This window comes from Novosphingobium sp. (assembly GCF_030699305.1).
GTDB lineage: Bacteria > Pseudomonadota > Alphaproteobacteria > Sphingomonadales > Sphingomonadaceae > Novosphingobium.
This window is the reverse complement of sequence record NZ_JAUYNB010000027.1, coordinates 140,701-156,655: the sequence shown is the minus strand read 5'-3', so window position 1 is coordinate 156,655 and position 15,955 is coordinate 140,701. Positions and strand designations below refer to the sequence as shown.

Here is a 15,955-nt window from a genome sequence, read left to right as displayed (position 1 = left end):
CTCAGTTGCCGCCCTTGGGCACGGCAAAGGTGCCGGTCACGCGCCCGCCGGTCGTGCTGGCACCGGATACCGCGCCGCCGCGCCCATCGACGCTGGAAATCCCGGAATTGAGGTCGATCACCAGCCGCCCGCCGTTCAGCGTATCGCCGCCGCGGCGCAGCGCCACATTGCCGGCCAGCGTGATGATCCGGCGGTTGAAGTCATAGATCGCGACATCGCCCTTGGCGCTTTCGCTGCCGCGCACCACGGATACCCCGCCGGTCGCATCGATCCGCTGGATCTTGAGCGAACCTTGATCGGTGAACGCCACCGTGGTCCGCCCGGCCTGCATCCGCAGCCCGCCCTGGCTGATATCGACATTGCCGGACAGGACGACGCGGTTCTGCTTGTCCTGCAATTCGATCCGGTCGGCGGCATAGCTGACCGGGGCGTCGCTGTTATGCGCGCCCAGCGCCTGCGCGCCGGACTGGCCGACCGCCAGCAAGGCGGCCCCGCCCAATGCAAATCCGCCCAGCAGCGAACGAAGAGCCGTGGAAGTAAGTGAACGTTTGGCCATCATGGCATCCTGAGCTTCCCCGGCGACATCAGCAGCCGGGCGTGTCCATCAAGGGTTATGGTGCGCGCATCCAGATCGGCGATGATCCGGTCCGCGCTGAAAGTACCTGCCGGGATCGCCCCGGTTACCCCGCCAGAGCCGACAACGCGCCGCCCTTTCAGGTCGATCGTGATCGCGCTGGTGGTCATCCGGTAGCCATCGGCAGCGGTAAAGTTGACCGGGCCGGTCACGTCCACGACCTCGCGGTCGTAGTCATAGATACCGCCACGTGCGGACAATTCCGCCGGACCATCGGTCAGCCTGATCCGCGCAACCAGATCTTCCATCCGCACAACCGGTTCATCGGCGCTGGCCTGCACCGCACTGCCTGCGGTTACGGTAAACGGGCGTCCGACATCGTCTTCGCCCCGATACATCGCCTCTGCCACGCGCAGCCGTTCGTTCACCACTGCCACCTTGGTCCGGTCGAGCAGAAAACTGATTTCCCCGCGCGGCACGATCGGGCCAAGAATCATCGTCGCCGCCACAACCCCGATCAGGCCCGGCAGCCAGCGCGCCAGAATATGAATCGTGCGGTCATGCGAACCGCCGGGCGCGGCCCACTGACGGCGCTTGCCGCGCATCAGGTCGGCCGCCTGGGTCATCGGACGGGCACGCTACGCTTCATGGCTGAAAATGTCCTTGTCAGCCCAACCCGCCAGATCGAGCCGCGCGCGCATCGGCAGGAAATCAAAGCAGGCCTGCGCCAGCTCGGTTCGCCCTTCGCGCGCCAGCCGCTCTACCAGGATCGTGTGCATCGCGTGCAGGTGGCGCACATCGGACGCGGCATATTCCTGCTGCGCATCGGACAGCACCGCCCCGCCCCAGTCGCTGGACTGCTGCTGCTTGGAAATCTCCTTGCCCAGCAATTCCCGCACCAGATCCTTCAGCCCATGACGGTCGGTATAAGTCCGCACCAGTTTGCTGGCGATCTTGGTGCAGAACACGGGCGCGGCAACCACGCCCAGGTAATGCTCGATCGCGGCCAGATCGAACCGCGCGAAGTGATACAGCTTCAGCCGCGCAGGATCGGCCAGCACCGCCTTCAGGTTGGGCGCGGCGTAATCGGAGCCGGGGCCGAACCGGACCAGATGTTCATGCCCGCTGCCATCGGACAACTGGACCACGCACAGCCGGTCACGCGGAGTGATCAGCCCCATCGTTTCGGTGTCGATGGCAATCGGGCCGGGAGCCAGCACGTCTGCGGGAAGATCTTCTTCGTGGAAATGGACAGTCATATCGAGAAAGTGCTTAGGCTGATCGTGCGCCAAGGGAAAGTCCCGGATTGAGGAACAGTGACAGATGCCGAACGATGACGCCGTCCCCCCCAGCTGGCGCGCTGCACTGGCGCCGGTGCTGGCGAGTGAACCGGCGCGTCAGCTCGGCACTTTCCTGACCGCGCAGGAAGCCGAAGGCAAGGTCATCTATCCCCCGCGCGGCTCCCGGCTGGCGGCACTGGACCTGACCCCGCTGGATCGGGTCAAGGTCGTGATTCTGGGACAGGATCCCTACCACGGCGCGGGGCAGGCACATGGCCTGTCATTTTCGGTTGAGCCGGGCGTGAAAGTGCCGCCCAGCCTGGTCAACATCTACAAGGAACTGGAAGCCGACCTTGCCCTGCCCCGCCCGAACCACGGCAACCTGACCGGCTGGGCGCGGCAGGGCGTGCTGCTGCTCAACGCCGCGCTGACGGTGGAGGACGGCAAACCAGCCTCGCACCAGGGTAAGGGCTGGGAAGCGATCACCGACGCAGTCGTCGCCGCCGTCGCGGCCAAAGCCGAACCATGTGTGTTCATGCTGTGGGGAGGCCACGCCCGCAAGAAGGCGGAGCGTGTCGCCGGGCTTGGCCCCGACAGTCCCCACCTGATCCTCACCGCCCCGCACCCCAGCCCGCTGTCCGCCCACACCGGCTGGTTCGGCAGCCGCCACTTCAGCCAGGCCAACGCCTTTCTGGAAGCGCACGGGCGCGGTGCGGTGGACTGGCGGGTTTAGGCGAGCCGCCGCTGGATGGCCGCTGGATGGCCGCTGCCAGCATTTCGCCAAGGCGCGGGCCTTGGCGGGGGTAGAGATATGGCTCGATCAATTCCGCCTCGATCAGCGCCAGTTGCCCGTCTGGCAGGCGCACCATGTCGATCCGGGCATAAAGCGGAGCCTGGGTAAACGGCAGCATCGCCAGCACTTGCGCGGCGCGGGCGATATCCGCCGGGTCGGGCTCGAGCGCCACTTCGCGCCCGCCATAGAGCGACTGGATGCGATAATCCCCATCCGCCGCCTGCTTCAGCAAGGCGTGACAGAACTGCCCGTCGATGAAGATCAGGCTGTATTCGCCCTCGGTCTGGATCGCGGGCAGGAACGGCTGGATCATCCCCACCTGCCCCAGCCGCCAGTCTGGCGCGGGCGGATCGGCGCGGGTAAAGCTGAACTGGCCGACCGCGCCCGCGCCCACCCGGCGCTTCACCACCACCCGGTCAGTGCCGAAATGATCGAACGCGCGGGCCACGTCCTCCGCCTCGGGATCGTCTGGCCACAACGTCGGGATTGATGGCGCGCCGGCCTCGGCGAGCTCCCGCAGATAGCCCTTGTCCGCGTTCCAGCGCACGACTTCCGCCGGGTTGCAGACTTGCACCCCCGCCGCTTCCAGCGCTTCCAGCCGCGCCAGAAACTCCGCCGGATGATCGGTATAGTCCCAGACCGTGCCCAGTACCGCCAGATCGAACCCGCTCAAGGCCTCCAGCGGCGCGCGCCAGTCGATTTCGATCAGCGTGGCATCCATGCCAGTCAGCCCGGCGCGCAGCGCGGCAACCTGCACGTCGTGCTCAAACGCATCGGCGCGGCGGGTGGGGGAGCCGGGCATGGTCTCGGCGCAGGCGAGGAAGGCGATTTTCAGTGTCATGCTCAGGCTCGTAGCGTCGGGCCGCTTTAGGGTGAACCCCAAACCAGACAGGGCGCACCGTGCGGCACGCCCTGTGGTGTTCAACAGCGAAACGGATCAGCGCGGCAGTTCGCTGGCCCCCATCAGTGCCTGATCGACCGCGCGCGCGGCCTGACGGCCTTCGCGGATCGCCCAGACGACCAGGCTCTGCCCGCGCCGCATATCGCCGCACGCTAAGATCTTGGGATCGCTGGTGCGATAGCTGAACGTGTCGGCAAAGACGTTGCCGCGCGCGTCCAGCTCAACGCCAGCCTGATCGAGCAGGCCGGGCTTGCGCGGGCCGACGAAGCCCATCGCCAGCAGGATCAGGTCGGCCTTCAGCGTGAATTCGCTGCCCGCGATTTCCTGCATCTTGCCATCGACCCATTCGACCCGGACGCAATCGAGGCCGGTCACCTGCCCGTCCTTGCCCTGCACGCGCTTGGTCAGGATCGCCCAGTCGCGTGCCACGCCTTCTTCATGGCTGGTCGAGGTGCGCAGCTTGAGCGGCCAGTCCGGCCAGGTCAGCAGCTTGTCTTCGTGTTCCGGCGGCTGCGGCATGATTTCGATCTGGGTGACCGATGCCGCACCCTGGCGGTTGGAGGTGCCTACGCAGTCGCTGCCGGTATCGCCGCCGCCGATCACGACCACGTGCTTGCCCGTGGCGAGCAGCGAGCCGCGCGGTGCAGCACGCAGTTCGTCGTCGCCCGCGTTGCGCTTGTTCTGCTGGGTCAGGAATTCCATCGCCAGCCGCACGCCGGGCAGTTCCGCGCCGGGGATTTCCAGCCGGCGCGGCTCTTCCGCCCCGCCCGACAGAACAATGGCGTCGAAGTTTTCGCGCAGCGAGTTAACCGAAATGGTTACGCCAACTTCGGTCGAAGTGCGAAATTCGACACCTTCGGCTTCCATCTGCACCGCGCGGCGGTTGATCAGGTGCTTTTCCAGCTTGAAGTCGGGAATGCCGTAGCGCAGCAGCCCGCCGATCCGGTCGTTCTTTTCGAACAGCGTCACCGAATGCCCGGCGCGCGCCAGTTGCTGGGCACAGGCCATGCCGGCCGGGCCGGAACCGACCACGGCGACCGACTTGCCGGTGCGCCTGGCGGGAACCTGCGGCGTGATCCAGCCGTTTTCCCAGCCCTTGTCGACAATCGCGCATTCGATCGATTTGATCGTTACCGGCTGGTCGACAATGTTCAGCGTGCAGCTTGCCTCGCACGGGGCGGGGCAGATGCGGCCGGTGAATTCGGGGAAGTTGTTGGTCGAATGCAGCACTTCGAGCGCATTCTGCCAGTCCCCTTCATAGACCAGGTGGTTCCAGTCCGGGATGATGTTGTTCACCGGACAGCCGTTGTGACAATAGGGAATTCCGCAGTTCATGCAGCGGCTGGCCTGCGCCTTCAGCGCCGGTTCCGCATGCGGAATCACGAATTCCTTGTAGTGGTGCAGCCGTTCCTTGGGGTCCGCATAAGTGCGGTCCTGGCGGTCGAGTTCGAGAAAGCCGGTTTCCTTGCCCATGGTTCGGTTCCTTATTCCGCGGCCACCGAGGCGGCTGCCTGCCGCTCGGCCTCGAGTTGCTTGAGCGCCTTGGCATAGTCGCGCGGCATCACCTTCACGAACTTGCCCAGCACATTGCCAAAATCGTCCAGCAGGGCGCGGGCGCGCTTGCTGCCGGTGTGGAGGTGGTGGCGTTCGAGCAGCACCTTCAGACGCTCGGCATCGTGATAGAGCATGTCGCCCATCCCGGTGTCGTTCACCCCGTTCGAGCGCTGCGTCGGACGACCCGTCCCGTCACCCTCGTCGCGCGCCGCCGAAATCGGCAGCAGATCGACTTGCGCCATGTTGCACAGCTGGGCGAACTGGCCGTCCTCGTCATAGACATAGGCGATCCCGCCCGACATGCCGGCTGCAAAGTTGCGGCCGGTCTTGCCCAGCACCGCCACCACGCCGCCGGTCATGTACTCGCAGCCATGATCCCCGGTGCCTTCGACCACCGCGACCGCGCCCGAATTGCGCACCGCGAAGCGTTCCCCGGCCACGCCGTTGAAATAGGCCTCACCCGCAATCGCGCCGTAGAGCACGGTGTTGCCGACGATGATGTTCTGCGTCGGATCGCGGTCCACATGGCCCGGCTGGCGCACGATCACGCGCCCGCCTGACAGGCCCTTGCCAACATAGTCGTTGCCGTCCCCGGTCAGGTCCAGCGTCACGCCGTGGGCCAGCCACGCGCCAAAGCTTTGCCCGGCAACCCCGGTCAGGCGGATCGAAATGGTGTTGTCCGGCAGACCGGCATGGCCGTAGCGCCGGGCGACTTCGCCCGAAAGCATCGCGCCGACCGTGCGGTTGACGTTGATCACCTTGCGTTCGATCACCACCGGCTGCTGCTTGTCCAGCGCATCGGCGGCGGCCGCGATCAGATCGTTGTCGAGCGCCTTTTCCAGCCCGTGGTCCTGCGTCCCCGACCAGCCGAGCGACGGGCTTTCACCCAGCGGCGCCTGATAAAGGATACGGCTGAGGTCGACCCCTTCGGCCTTCCAGTGGTCGATGGCCTGGCGGGTGTCCATGCGGTCCACCCGGCCGACCATTTCACCCACGGTGCGGAAGCCCATTTCGGCCATGATCGCCCGCAGTTCTTCGGCGACGAAGAAGAAGTAGTTGATCACGTGTTCCGGCTGGCCGGTGAAGCGCGCGCGCAGCACCGGGTCCTGCGTGGCAACGCCGACCGGGCAGGTGTTGAGGTGGCACTTGCGCATCATGATGCAGCCAGCGGCGATCAAGGGCGCGGTGGCAAAGCCGAACTCGTCCGCGCCAAGCAGCGCCGCGACCGCCACGTCGCGGCCCGTGCGCAGACCGCCATCGGCCTGCACCGCGATGCGGCTGCGCAAGTTGTTGAGGATCAGCGTCTGCTGGGTTTCGGCAAGGCCGATTTCCCACGGGGAACCCGCGTGGGTGAGCGAAGTCAACGGCGAAGCGCCGGTCCCGCCTTCGTAGCCGGAAATCGTCACATGGTCCGCGCGCGCCTTGGAAACGCCCGCAGCCACGGTGCCGACACCCACTTCGGACACCAGCTTGACCGAGATGCGCGCGCCCGTGTTGACGTTCTTCAGGTCGTGGATCAGCTGGGCCAGATCCTCGATCGAGTAGATGTCATGGTGCGGCGGGGGCGAGATCAGGCCGACGCCAGGGGTCGAATGGCGGGTCTTGCCGATGGTCTTGTCGACCTTGTCGCCCGGCAGCTGGCCGCCTTCACCGGGCTTTGCGCCCTGCGCCATCTTGATCTGGATGTCGTCGGCGTTGACCAGATATTCGGTCGTCACGCCGAACCGGCCAGAAGCGACCTGCTTGATCGACGAACGCATCGTGTCACCGTTCGGCAGCGGGGTGAACCGCGCCGGGTCTTCGCCGCCTTCGCCGGTGTTCGACTTGCCGCCGATCCGGTTCATGGCGAGCGCCAGCGTGGTGTGCGCTTCCCAGCTGATCGAGCCATAGCTCATCGCGCCGGTGGCGAACCGCTTCACGATTTCGCTGGCCGGTTCAACTTCGCTGATGTCCAGCGGATGGTCCGCCTTCTTCAGGTTCAGCAGGCCCCGGATGGTCAGCATCCGGACCGACTGGTCGTTGATGGTTTCGGCGAATTCCTTGTACTTTTCCGGCACATTGCCGCGCACCGCGTGTTGCAGCGCGGCGATGTTCTGCGCGGTCCAGGCGTGTTCTTCGCCCCGCAGGCGCAGGCCGTACATCCCGCCGACGTCCAGCATGTTGCGGTAGATCGGGTTATCGCCATAAGCGGCCTGATGGCGGCGGACGGTTTCCCGGGCGACCTGGCTCAGCCCGATTCCTTCGATCGTCGTCGCGGTGCCGGTGAAGTAGCGTTCGACCAGTTCGCTCGACAGGCCGACCGCGTCGAAGATCTGCGCGCCGCAGTACGACTGATAGGTCGAGATGCCCATCTTGGACATGACCTTGAGGATGCCCTTGCCGACCGCCTTGATGTAGTTCTTCTGAACTTCATACGTGGTCAGTGGCAGTTCCTTCTTCACGCGGATATCTTCCAGCGTTTCGAAGGCCACGTACGGATTGATCGCCTCTGCGCCGTAGCCCGCCAGCACGCAGAAGTGGTGCACTTCGCGCGCTTCGCCGGTTTCGACGACCAGACCGGTCTGCATCCGCAGTCCCTGCCGGACGAGGTGGTGATGCACCGCCGCCGTCGCCAGCAGCGCCGGCATCGGGATGCGGTCCGGCCCCTGCGCGCGGTCGGACAGGATCAGGATGTTCTTGTCTTGCAGCACGGCCTCGGTCGCGGCCCAGCACATTTCCTTGAGCGCCATCTCGATCCCCTCGGCGCCGGTCCTGGCATCCCAGGTGATGTCGATGGTGGCGGTGCGGAACGCGCCGTCGAGCGCGGCTTCGACCGAGCGGATCTTGGCGACTTCCTCGTTCGTCAGGATCGGCTGTTCAACCTCAAGCCGCTTGTGCGTGCCGGCTTCCATGCCCAGCAGGTTCGGGCGCGGGCCGATCATGCTGACCAGGCTCATCACCAGTTCTTCGCGGATCGGGTCGATCGGCGGGTTGGTGACCTGCGCAAAGTTCTGCTTGAAGTAATCGTAGAGCAACCGCGCGCGGGTCGACAGCACGGCAATCGGGGTGTCCGTGCCCATCGATCCGATCGGGTCTTCACCCTTCGCACCCATCGGTTCCAGGAACCGGCTGACGTCTTCCTGCGTGTAACCGAAGGACTGCTGGCGATCGAGCAGGCTGGTGGTTTCGACCGCGACCTGCGCCAGTTCCGGCTCGACCACTTCAAGGTCTTTCAGCTTGTACTGTGCGGTTTCGAGCCAGTCTTCATACGGCTCTTCCCCGGCCAGCCGGGCCTTGATTTCCTCGTCCTCGATGATCCGGCCTTCCTCAAGGTCGATCAGCAGCATCTTGCCGGGCTGGAGCCGCCACTTGCGGACGATGTTGTCTTCCTTGATCGGCAGCACGCCGCTTTCGGATGCCATCACGACCAGATCGTCATCGGTCACCAGGAAGCGCGCGGGGCGCAGGCCATTGCGGTCCAGCGTGGCGCCAATCTGGCGGCCATCGGTGAAGGCCACGGCGGCGGGGCCATCCCACGGTTCCATCAGCGCGGCGTGGTATTCATAGAACGCCCGGCGCTTGGCATCCATCAGCGGGTTGCCGGCCCAGGCTTCGGGGATCAGCATCATCACCGCGTGGGCCAGCGGATAACCACCCGCCAGCAGCAGTTCGAGCGCGTTGTCGAGGCTCGCCGTGTCCGACTGGCCATGCGGGATCAGCGGCCACATCTTGTCGAGGTCAGCGCCCAGCAGCTCGCTTTCCATCGTGCGGCGGCGGGCGTTCATCCAGTTGACGTTGCCGCGCACGGTGTTGATTTCGCCGTTGTGGGCGATGAACCGGAACGGGTGCGCCAGCTTCCAGCTGGGGAAGGTGTTGGTCGAAAAGCGCTGGTGCACCAGACCCAGCGCGGAAACGCAGGCCGGATCGGTCAGGTCATGATAGAACCCGCCAACCTGCGTCGCCAGCAACAGCCCCTTGTAGACAATCGTCCGGGTGGAGAAGCTGGGCATATACAGTTCGGTCAGGCCGGGCAGGCCGTGCTTTTCAGCCAGCGCCGCCAGCGGGTTCTGGGTCTGCTTGCGGATCGCCAGGATCTTGCGCTCGAACGCGGCCTGATCGGCGCAGCTCGGCCCGCGCGCGACAAAGCACTGGCGGATCACCGGCATCGATTCCAGCACGGTCTTGCCCAGACCGTCCAGGTTCACCGGCACATCGCGCCAGCCGACCAGCCGCTGGCCTTCCTTGGCGATGAACTTTTCGAACGTGCCGATCACGAATTCGCGGGCCTGTTCGTCCTGCGGCAGGAAGCACATGGCGACAGCATAGTCGCCCGGCTGGGGTAGCTTCAGCCCTTCGGTATCGGCCCACTTGCGGAACAGGCCATCGGGCAGCTGGATCAGGATCCCCGCGCCGTCACCCAGCAGCGGATCGGCCCCGACCGCGCCGCGGTGGTCCAGATTGTTCAGGATTTCGAGCGCCTGGCTAATGATCCCATGGCTTTTCGCACCTTTAATGTGGGCGACAAAGCCCACACCACATGCGTCATGCTCATTACGCGGATCATAAAGGCCTTGAGGCGCCGGGAAACCCATCGATAAATCCATCCTGTCTAGGGCCGGATTTCCTGATTCGTGCGCATTGGCGCCCAAATGGCGGATTTCCGGCAATTAAGCGCAAACCGCCACGCCGCCAAAAGCAGCGAAAGTTGCGCTAGCGTCCCCAATGACGACAGGAAGCTGTTTTTGCAACTGCGAAAAAAGACAGCGGTGCCGGGGCAAACCCCAGCGCCGCCATGAACAGGATTTCGATCGCGGCGCGGGTCCCGCGCAGCCCGTTCAGGCCACGCCGCTCATCCGTTGCAGATTGGTCAGCGCCGCGCGCAAGGCCCGTTCCGTTTCCGCCGGATCGAGCGCGGTTACCGCCGCCGGATTGGCAACGGGCTGGCCCGCTCCAACCCCGACGGGGGCGTCGAACTGACGGAACGGAGCGGAATCGGCCGGAGCCGCAAGCGGCGCTGGCGACGGCGAGAACGCCGGATGCGGGGTATGCGACGGTGCGCCATAGCCCGCCCGTGGGGCCTGACCGGGGAAGATCACCACCGGTTCGAACGCGGCGACTTCGGCGTCAGGCTCCTCAATCCGCACGAACTGCGGGCGAGCAAGCGAAGGTAGTCCAAGATCGAGCAGCGAACCGCACATATCCTCGGCACCAAGCGCCTCATCCTCACCAGCGTCGGCATCAACCGGGTCTGAACCGGGCGCGAAGCTCGAAGCCGCGATCGCCGCTGCTTCCGGTGCGGGTTCCGGGACCAGCGCGGGCATCGACAGATGGCGCGGCGGCAGCAGGCTGGCCAGCACATCGTCATCGTCTTCCGGCAGCGGCTTATCAAAAGTCATCGGTCGCAGCGCAGCAGGCATCGCCGACAGCGGCGCCGGGACCGCAAGCGGTTCGCGCGCAGGCAACCGGGCCAGTTCAACCGGTTCCGGCGCGGCAGCGATGATCGCGCTCGCGGCCGGTTCGGCACTGGCGGGCTGGGCGAACGGCGCGGGAATCGGCTCGCTCGGCGCGTATTGGGCGAACGGCGTATAGGGCGCCGGTTCGGCGGCAGGCTCTGCAACCGGTTCGGCCAGGCTCACGGCCTGGGCTGCGGCAGCAGTGCGGGCGGCGCGGCGCCGGTGCATCGATTCGGCGAGGCGTGCGGCAAGATCGACCATACCCAACGTATTCAGCGCGGGCAGCGGCGCTGCCGGGGCAGCGGGCGTTACCGGCGCAGCGCTGGCGGGCGGGCTGAAATCGAGCGGAGCGGGTGCTGTCAGCTCTTCCGGTGCGGTCTGGGCAGCCGGAGCGGCAGCCACGCGGTCCGGGAACAACGGCTGGGAGGCCTCAACTTCGAACACCGAAGTCTTGAAACCGGCCGCTTTGACGAAATCCTGCGGGACGTGATCGTCGATGGCAGTGACGCCGAAGATCTGGCGCGGCTGGACATCGGTCCCGGCATTGCTCGGGGTCGGCGCGATCGGCTGGAATGCCTGCGGTACTGGCGGGTTTGATCCGGGCGCGCGCATCGCGGCGGGCAATTCCATCGGGCCGTCAGCCGGGGCAGCAGCCGGTGCGGCAGCCGTCCAGTCCAGCGCGGCACTGGCAGCAGGCCGGGCAAACGCAGGAGCCGGTTCAACCGGCTGGGCAAAACTGCCCAGATCAAGCGGCGCGACGTCTTCCCGCACCGAACCGGTCGCGGATGCGGCCACGCCGGTCCCCAGTTCCATGTCGGCAATGTCGAAAATGTGCGGCACGGCGCCCGGCAGAGGGGCCAATTCGTGGGGAATGAACACTTCAACCGGCAGTTCGACCGCGAGCGCGCGGCGGCGGCCAGCCAGCGCGCCAACCGGTGCGCCGCTGTCCAGTGCGCCGTTGTCCAGTTCGTCGGTCGCGGAAATCGGACGGCGCGCGGGGGCATCGGGATGCGCATCGCGCGCCCGATATTTCAGCGCAACATCGTCACGCGCCACGCCGGTGCGCTTGCGCTGGGGCACTTGCACCGGAGCGCGCGTGATTCGCCGGGCAATCCCCAGACCGATCGCACTGCCGACCGTCGACAGGCCCAAGGCGAGCAGGATCCGCGCCGTCACGCCCAGCGGGGGTGCAGCGGCGGGGATCAGCAAGTCGATCCGGCTGGCGATCACCACGGCCTCGAGCAGCGATGGCCGAACCGCCAGACTGCCGAGGCCAAACAAGGCACCGAACCACAGGGCCACGACCGCCGGAAACAGCGGATGCGCTGTGATCGGCTTGGCGTTGGTCGCCTTGCGCTTTGATTTCGCCACTATCGATACCCCGTCTGGTTCAGTCTCAATCCAACCGAACCACCACGTCAGGCCGCAGCGGAAATCCGGTCATTGGCTGATTTGGCTATCAGGCGATGGTAAACATCCTGATAACGATACACATTGTGCGCCCAGTCATGGCTGCGCGCGACGTGTTCGCGGCCCGCCGCGCGGCGCGAATCCCACCCGGCCCGGTCCGCCAGCAGTGCCGCCAGTGATTCGGCGCAGGCGGCCGGATCGTCCGGCGGGAACAGCGTGGCGGTGATACCGTCGGTCATCAGTTCGCGGTGCCCGCCAACGTCCGATGCGGCCACCAGCTTGCCCTGCGCCATCGCTTCGAGCGGCTTCAGCGGAGTGACAAGATCGGTCAGGCGGCTGCGCTTGCGTGGATAAGCCATGACATCGACCAGCGCGTAATAGCGCTCCACCTCGCTGTGGGGAACCCGCCCGACAAACCGGATGGCGTCTGCCGCCGGGCTGCGTTCAGCCTGGACACGCAGCTGCGCCTCGCACGGGCCGCCGCCAACCAGCAGCAGCTTTGCATCCGGTTCACGCGCAATCAGTGCAGGCATCGCCGCGATCAGGTCATCCAGCCCTTCATAATCATAAAAACTGCCGATGAAGCCGATCACCGGCCCCTCGCCCAGTTCCAGATCACGCGCCAGCGCCGCTTCGCGCGGGGCGGCCTGCCCGAACAGGTCCAGATCGACCCCGTTCGAGCTGAGCATGATCTTGTCGGCGGGCGTGCCGCGCAGCACCAGATCGTCCTTCAAGCCCTGACAGATCGTGACGACCGCATCGGCCCCGGCGACGACATGGTTTTCCAGCGCGCGGGTCAGGCGGTATTTCAGGTTGCCTTCGCTGCCCGTCCCGTTGCTGACGGCGGCGTCTTCCCAGAAGGCGCGGATTTCATAGACCACCGGGATGCCCAGCCGCCGCCCCGCGATCAGCGCGGCCTTGCCGTTCAGCGCGGGCGAATGGGCGTGGAGCAGATCGGGCCGCCACTGCGCCGCCAACGCCACGATCGCATCGGCCAGCAGATTGACCTCGCGCCATTCGCGCAAACCCGGCGGTCCGCCTGCGGTCCCGCGCGTGCGGTGAAAGGTCAGCCCTTCGGCCTGTTCGGTATCCGGTCCTGCCGCAACGTGGCGCAGGCCGGTGATCCCGCGCACTTCCAGCCCCATCGCAGCCTGCGCTTTCAGGATCGCGCGGGTGCGAAAGGTATAGCCGCTGTGCATCGGCAGCGAATGATCGAGGACATGGAGAATGCGGGTCATGCCCACGCCTTTAAGCCGTTAACGCTTAACGCGGCGTCAACTCGCTGGTGTTAGGGCGTTTTCGCAATGATCGATTACTTCGCCCTGGCGCTGACCCACGGCCTGCTGCTCCTGGGAGCGTGGCGGATGCTTCAGCGCGCGGATCTGGACCGCGAAGAGCCGGTCGATCCGGTCGGAGCGCCGCCCGCCGAACCCGCGCAGCCCCCCGCCACCGGCCCGACCGCCACCCGCCCGGCCGCCACCCAACCGGGGCTGCGCACCCGTGCTTGATCTGGCGCTCACCGGTTTTGTGTTCGCGCTGCTGGGCCTTGGCCTGCGCAAGCCGTTCCTGTGGGTGCTGGCCTACCTTTATATCGACATCCTGACCCCGCAGCGGATTTCATGGGGGCTGCTAGCTTCGCTGCCGATCTCGCTGATCGCGTTTGTGCTGGCGTTCCTGGGCTGGGCCATGCTGGATGACAAGCGCGACAGCCGCTTTACCATGCGTCAGGGGCTGATCACGCTGCTGCTGATCTATTGCGGACTGACGACGCTGACGGCGGACTATCCGGATTCGGCGGTCGAAAAATGGGCCTGGGTGTGGAAGGCGCTGGTCTTTGCGATCTTCCTGCCGCTGACTTTGCGCACCCGCCTGCGGATCGAGGCGGCGGCGCTGACCATCGTGCTGACCGTGGCCGCAATCGTGATTTCCGGCGGGATCAAGACCGTCGGCGGCGGCGGCGGATACGGCACGTTGCGGCTGTTCGTGTCGGACAACGCCGGGATTTACGAAGGGTCCACGCTGTCAACCATCGCCATTGCGACGGTCCCGCTGATCTGGTGGCTGGCGCGGTTCGGAACGCTGTTCAGGCCGGGCAAGCTGGTAACCGGCTTTGCTCTGGCGCTGACCTTCGCCGCGCTGCTGATCCCGATTGGCACGCAGACCCGCACCGGCCTGCTGTGCATCGCGCTGCTGGGCGTGCTGTCGCTGCGCGCGGTAAAGCGGCGGTTCCTGTATCTGGGGCTGGCCGGGGTGGTGGCGCTGGCCTCCATCCCGTTCCTGCCCGACAGCTATACCAAACGGATGAGCACGATCGAGAACCACCAGTCCGATCAGTCTGCCGCCACCCGCGTGGCCGTGTGGGAATGGACCTGGGAGTATGCCAAACACAACCCGTTCGGCGGGGGGTTCGATGCCTATCGCGGCAACAACCTGCGGGTCGAAACGGTCAAGGCCGTGGGCAGCGGCAACAACGTGACCTATCATTCCGAATTCCACATTGAAAAATCACGCGCCTATCATTCGGCCTATTTCGAGATGCTGGGCGAACAGGGCTATCCCGGCTTCCTGCTGTGGGCCTGGATCCAGTTGCTGGGAATCTGGCAGATGGAGCGCATCCGCGCCCGCTGGAAGGACCGCACCGGCCCGGACGAGAACTGGCAGGCCCCGCTGGCCAACGCCCTGCAACTGGCGCAGCTGGTCTATTTCCTGGGCGCGCTGTTCATCGGGATCGCGTTCCAGCCGGTGATGTTCATGCTGATCGGGCTGCAATGCGGGCTGTGGAGCTATCTGCGCCGGACTGACAACCCGGCGCCCCCGCGCTTTGCCAGCGCCGAGGGCCCGCCGGTGCTGCGCACCCACACGGCGGCGTCGGTTGGAGCGGTCGGGGCATGAGCGCCGCGCCCCGCCACCTCGACGCGCTGACCGGCATTCGCGGGATCGCCGCGTGGGCGGTCGTGCTGTATCATATCCGCCTGTCGCTGGCGGGCCTGCTGCCCGCGCCGGTGATCGATTGGCTGGCCAGGGGTTATCTGGCAGTTGATCTGTTCTTCATCCTGTCCGGCTTTGTCATCTGGTATAACTATGCCCCGCGCCTCCGCCAGGGCGGCGCGGCGGAAACGCGGCTGTTCCTGTGGCGAAGGTTCGCCCGGGTCTGGCCGCTGCATGCGTTCATCCTGACTGGATTCTGCGCTTTCGCCGCGCTGCTGCTGGTGACCGGTCGTGACGCGGGCGGCTATCCGCTGGCCGAGCTGCCGCTGCACTTCGCGCTCGCCCAGAACTGGGGGCTGACGGGCGAGCTGACCTGGAACCACCCGGCCTGGTCGATCAGCACGGAACTGGCCGCATACCTGTTGTTCCCGGCCGTGGTCGCGCTGACCCGGTGGGAGGATTGGCCCGATTGGGCGCTGGTGCTGCTGGCGCTGGCGCTCGCCGGAACCATCCACCTGATCTTCGCCGCCAGCGGCCACACTGCGCTGGGTGAGGATATCGCCCGGCTCGGCCTGTGGCGCTGCCTGCCCGAATTCGGCATGGGCATGATCCTGTGCATCCTGTGGCAGCGCTGGCAATCCGTCGGGCGCGCGGCACCGCTGGCGCTGTTGGCGGGGCTGGCGTGGGGCGCAGGCGGGATCGCGCTGGGCCTGCCCGAAACCGCGCTGGTGCCGCTGCTGTTCTTCGCGCTGCTGCTGGCGCTGGCGCTCGACCGTTCGGTCATTGCCCGCGTGCTGGGCGGGCGTGGCCTGACCTATCTTGGCGAAATCAGCTATTCGACTTATCTGGCCCACTTCTTCCTGTTCATCCTGTTCAAGCTGGCGTTCGTGGATGACAGCCTGCAACTGGACGCAGGCCAGCTGGCCGGGTTCATCGCCCTGGTCGCCGGTGCGTCGGTCGCGCTGTATCACGGGGTGGAAAAGCCGGCGCAGCGCTGGCTCAACCGCCGCCCGCCGCGCTGGGCCAGCCCCGCCATCGCCATTCCGGCTGAGTGACCCGGCTGAGTGATTCGCACCCCGGCGC

Annotated in this window: 12 protein-coding genes; 4 read left to right on the top strand and 8 right to left on the bottom strand. The window is 66.2% G+C overall.

Annotation, left to right across the window (positions count from 1 at the left end):
* Position 1: 1 nt before the first annotated feature.
* From Q8Q53_RS11600 to Q8Q53_RS11590, 3 genes are read right to left on the bottom strand one after another with little or no spacing between them, the layout of a single operon-like run.
* Entirely contained in the window at positions 2-556 is a 555-nt protein-coding gene (locus Q8Q53_RS11600) for an LptA/OstA family protein (RefSeq protein WP_371136548.1), read from the bottom strand.
* On the bottom strand, positions 556-1,200 hold the full coding sequence (locus Q8Q53_RS11595; protein WP_305701924.1) for an LPS export ABC transporter periplasmic protein LptC: 645 nt from the start codon (positions 1,198-1,200) through the stop codon (positions 556-558). The genes Q8Q53_RS11600 and Q8Q53_RS11595 overlap by 1 nt, the downstream gene beginning before the upstream one ends.
* Positions 1,201-1,212: 12 nt before the next feature.
* Complete coding sequence (locus Q8Q53_RS11590; RefSeq protein WP_305701923.1) at positions 1,213-1,833, bottom strand: ribonuclease D; 621 nt, start codon at positions 1,831-1,833, stop codon at positions 1,213-1,215.
* Between the two features lie 64 nt (positions 1,834-1,897).
* On the opposite strand from Q8Q53_RS11590, the gene ung reads away from it, so the two are divergent.
* A complete protein-coding gene (ung, locus tag Q8Q53_RS11585) occupies positions 1,898-2,587 on the top strand; it encodes a uracil-DNA glycosylase (protein WP_305701922.1) in 690 nt (229 codons plus the stop codon).
* Here ung and Q8Q53_RS11580 read toward each other — a convergent pair.
* From Q8Q53_RS11580 to Q8Q53_RS11560, 5 genes are all read right to left on the bottom strand, one after another.
* Complete coding sequence (locus Q8Q53_RS11580) at positions 2,526-3,488, bottom strand: RimK family alpha-L-glutamate ligase (RefSeq protein ID WP_305701921.1); 963 nt, start codon at positions 3,486-3,488, stop codon at positions 2,526-2,528. The two genes, ung and Q8Q53_RS11580, sit on opposite strands and share 62 nt — an antisense overlap.
* 96 nt (positions 3,489-3,584) lie before the next feature.
* Entirely contained in the window at positions 3,585-5,021 is a 1,437-nt protein-coding gene (locus tag Q8Q53_RS11575; RefSeq protein WP_305701920.1) for a glutamate synthase subunit beta, read from the bottom strand.
* 11 nt (positions 5,022-5,032) lie between these two features.
* Entirely contained in the window at positions 5,033-9,673 is a 4,641-nt protein-coding gene (gene gltB, locus Q8Q53_RS11570; RefSeq protein ID WP_305701919.1) for a glutamate synthase large subunit, read from the bottom strand.
* 243 nt (positions 9,674-9,916) lie between these two features.
* Complete coding sequence (locus Q8Q53_RS11565) at positions 9,917-11,905, bottom strand: hypothetical protein (protein ID WP_305701918.1); 1,989 nt, start codon at positions 11,903-11,905, stop codon at positions 9,917-9,919.
* A 47-nt stretch (positions 11,906-11,952) separates the two neighbouring features.
* Entirely contained in the window at positions 11,953-13,182 is a 1,230-nt protein-coding gene (locus Q8Q53_RS11560; RefSeq protein ID WP_305701917.1) for a TIGR04063 family PEP-CTERM/XrtA system glycosyltransferase, read from the bottom strand.
* A gap of 66 nt (positions 13,183-13,248) precedes the next feature.
* Between Q8Q53_RS11560 and Q8Q53_RS11555 the strand changes: the two genes are divergently transcribed.
* The 3 genes from Q8Q53_RS11555 to Q8Q53_RS11545 are packed head-to-tail and all read left to right on the top strand — an operon-like array spanning position 13,249 to position 15,927.
* Entirely contained in the window at positions 13,249-13,452 is a 204-nt protein-coding gene (locus tag Q8Q53_RS11555; protein WP_305701959.1) for a hypothetical protein, read from the top strand.
* The gene (locus Q8Q53_RS11550; RefSeq protein WP_305701916.1) at positions 13,445-14,836 is read left to right on the top strand and encodes a putative O-glycosylation ligase, exosortase A system-associated; all 1,392 of its coding nucleotides are present in this window, start codon (positions 13,445-13,447) and stop codon (positions 14,834-14,836) included. The genes Q8Q53_RS11555 and Q8Q53_RS11550 overlap by 8 nt, the downstream gene beginning before the upstream one ends.
* Entirely contained in the window at positions 14,833-15,927 is a 1,095-nt protein-coding gene (locus tag Q8Q53_RS11545; protein ID WP_305701915.1) for an acyltransferase, read from the top strand. The genes Q8Q53_RS11550 and Q8Q53_RS11545 overlap by 4 nt, the downstream gene beginning before the upstream one ends.
* The last annotated feature ends 28 nt before the right edge of the window (positions 15,928-15,955 follow it).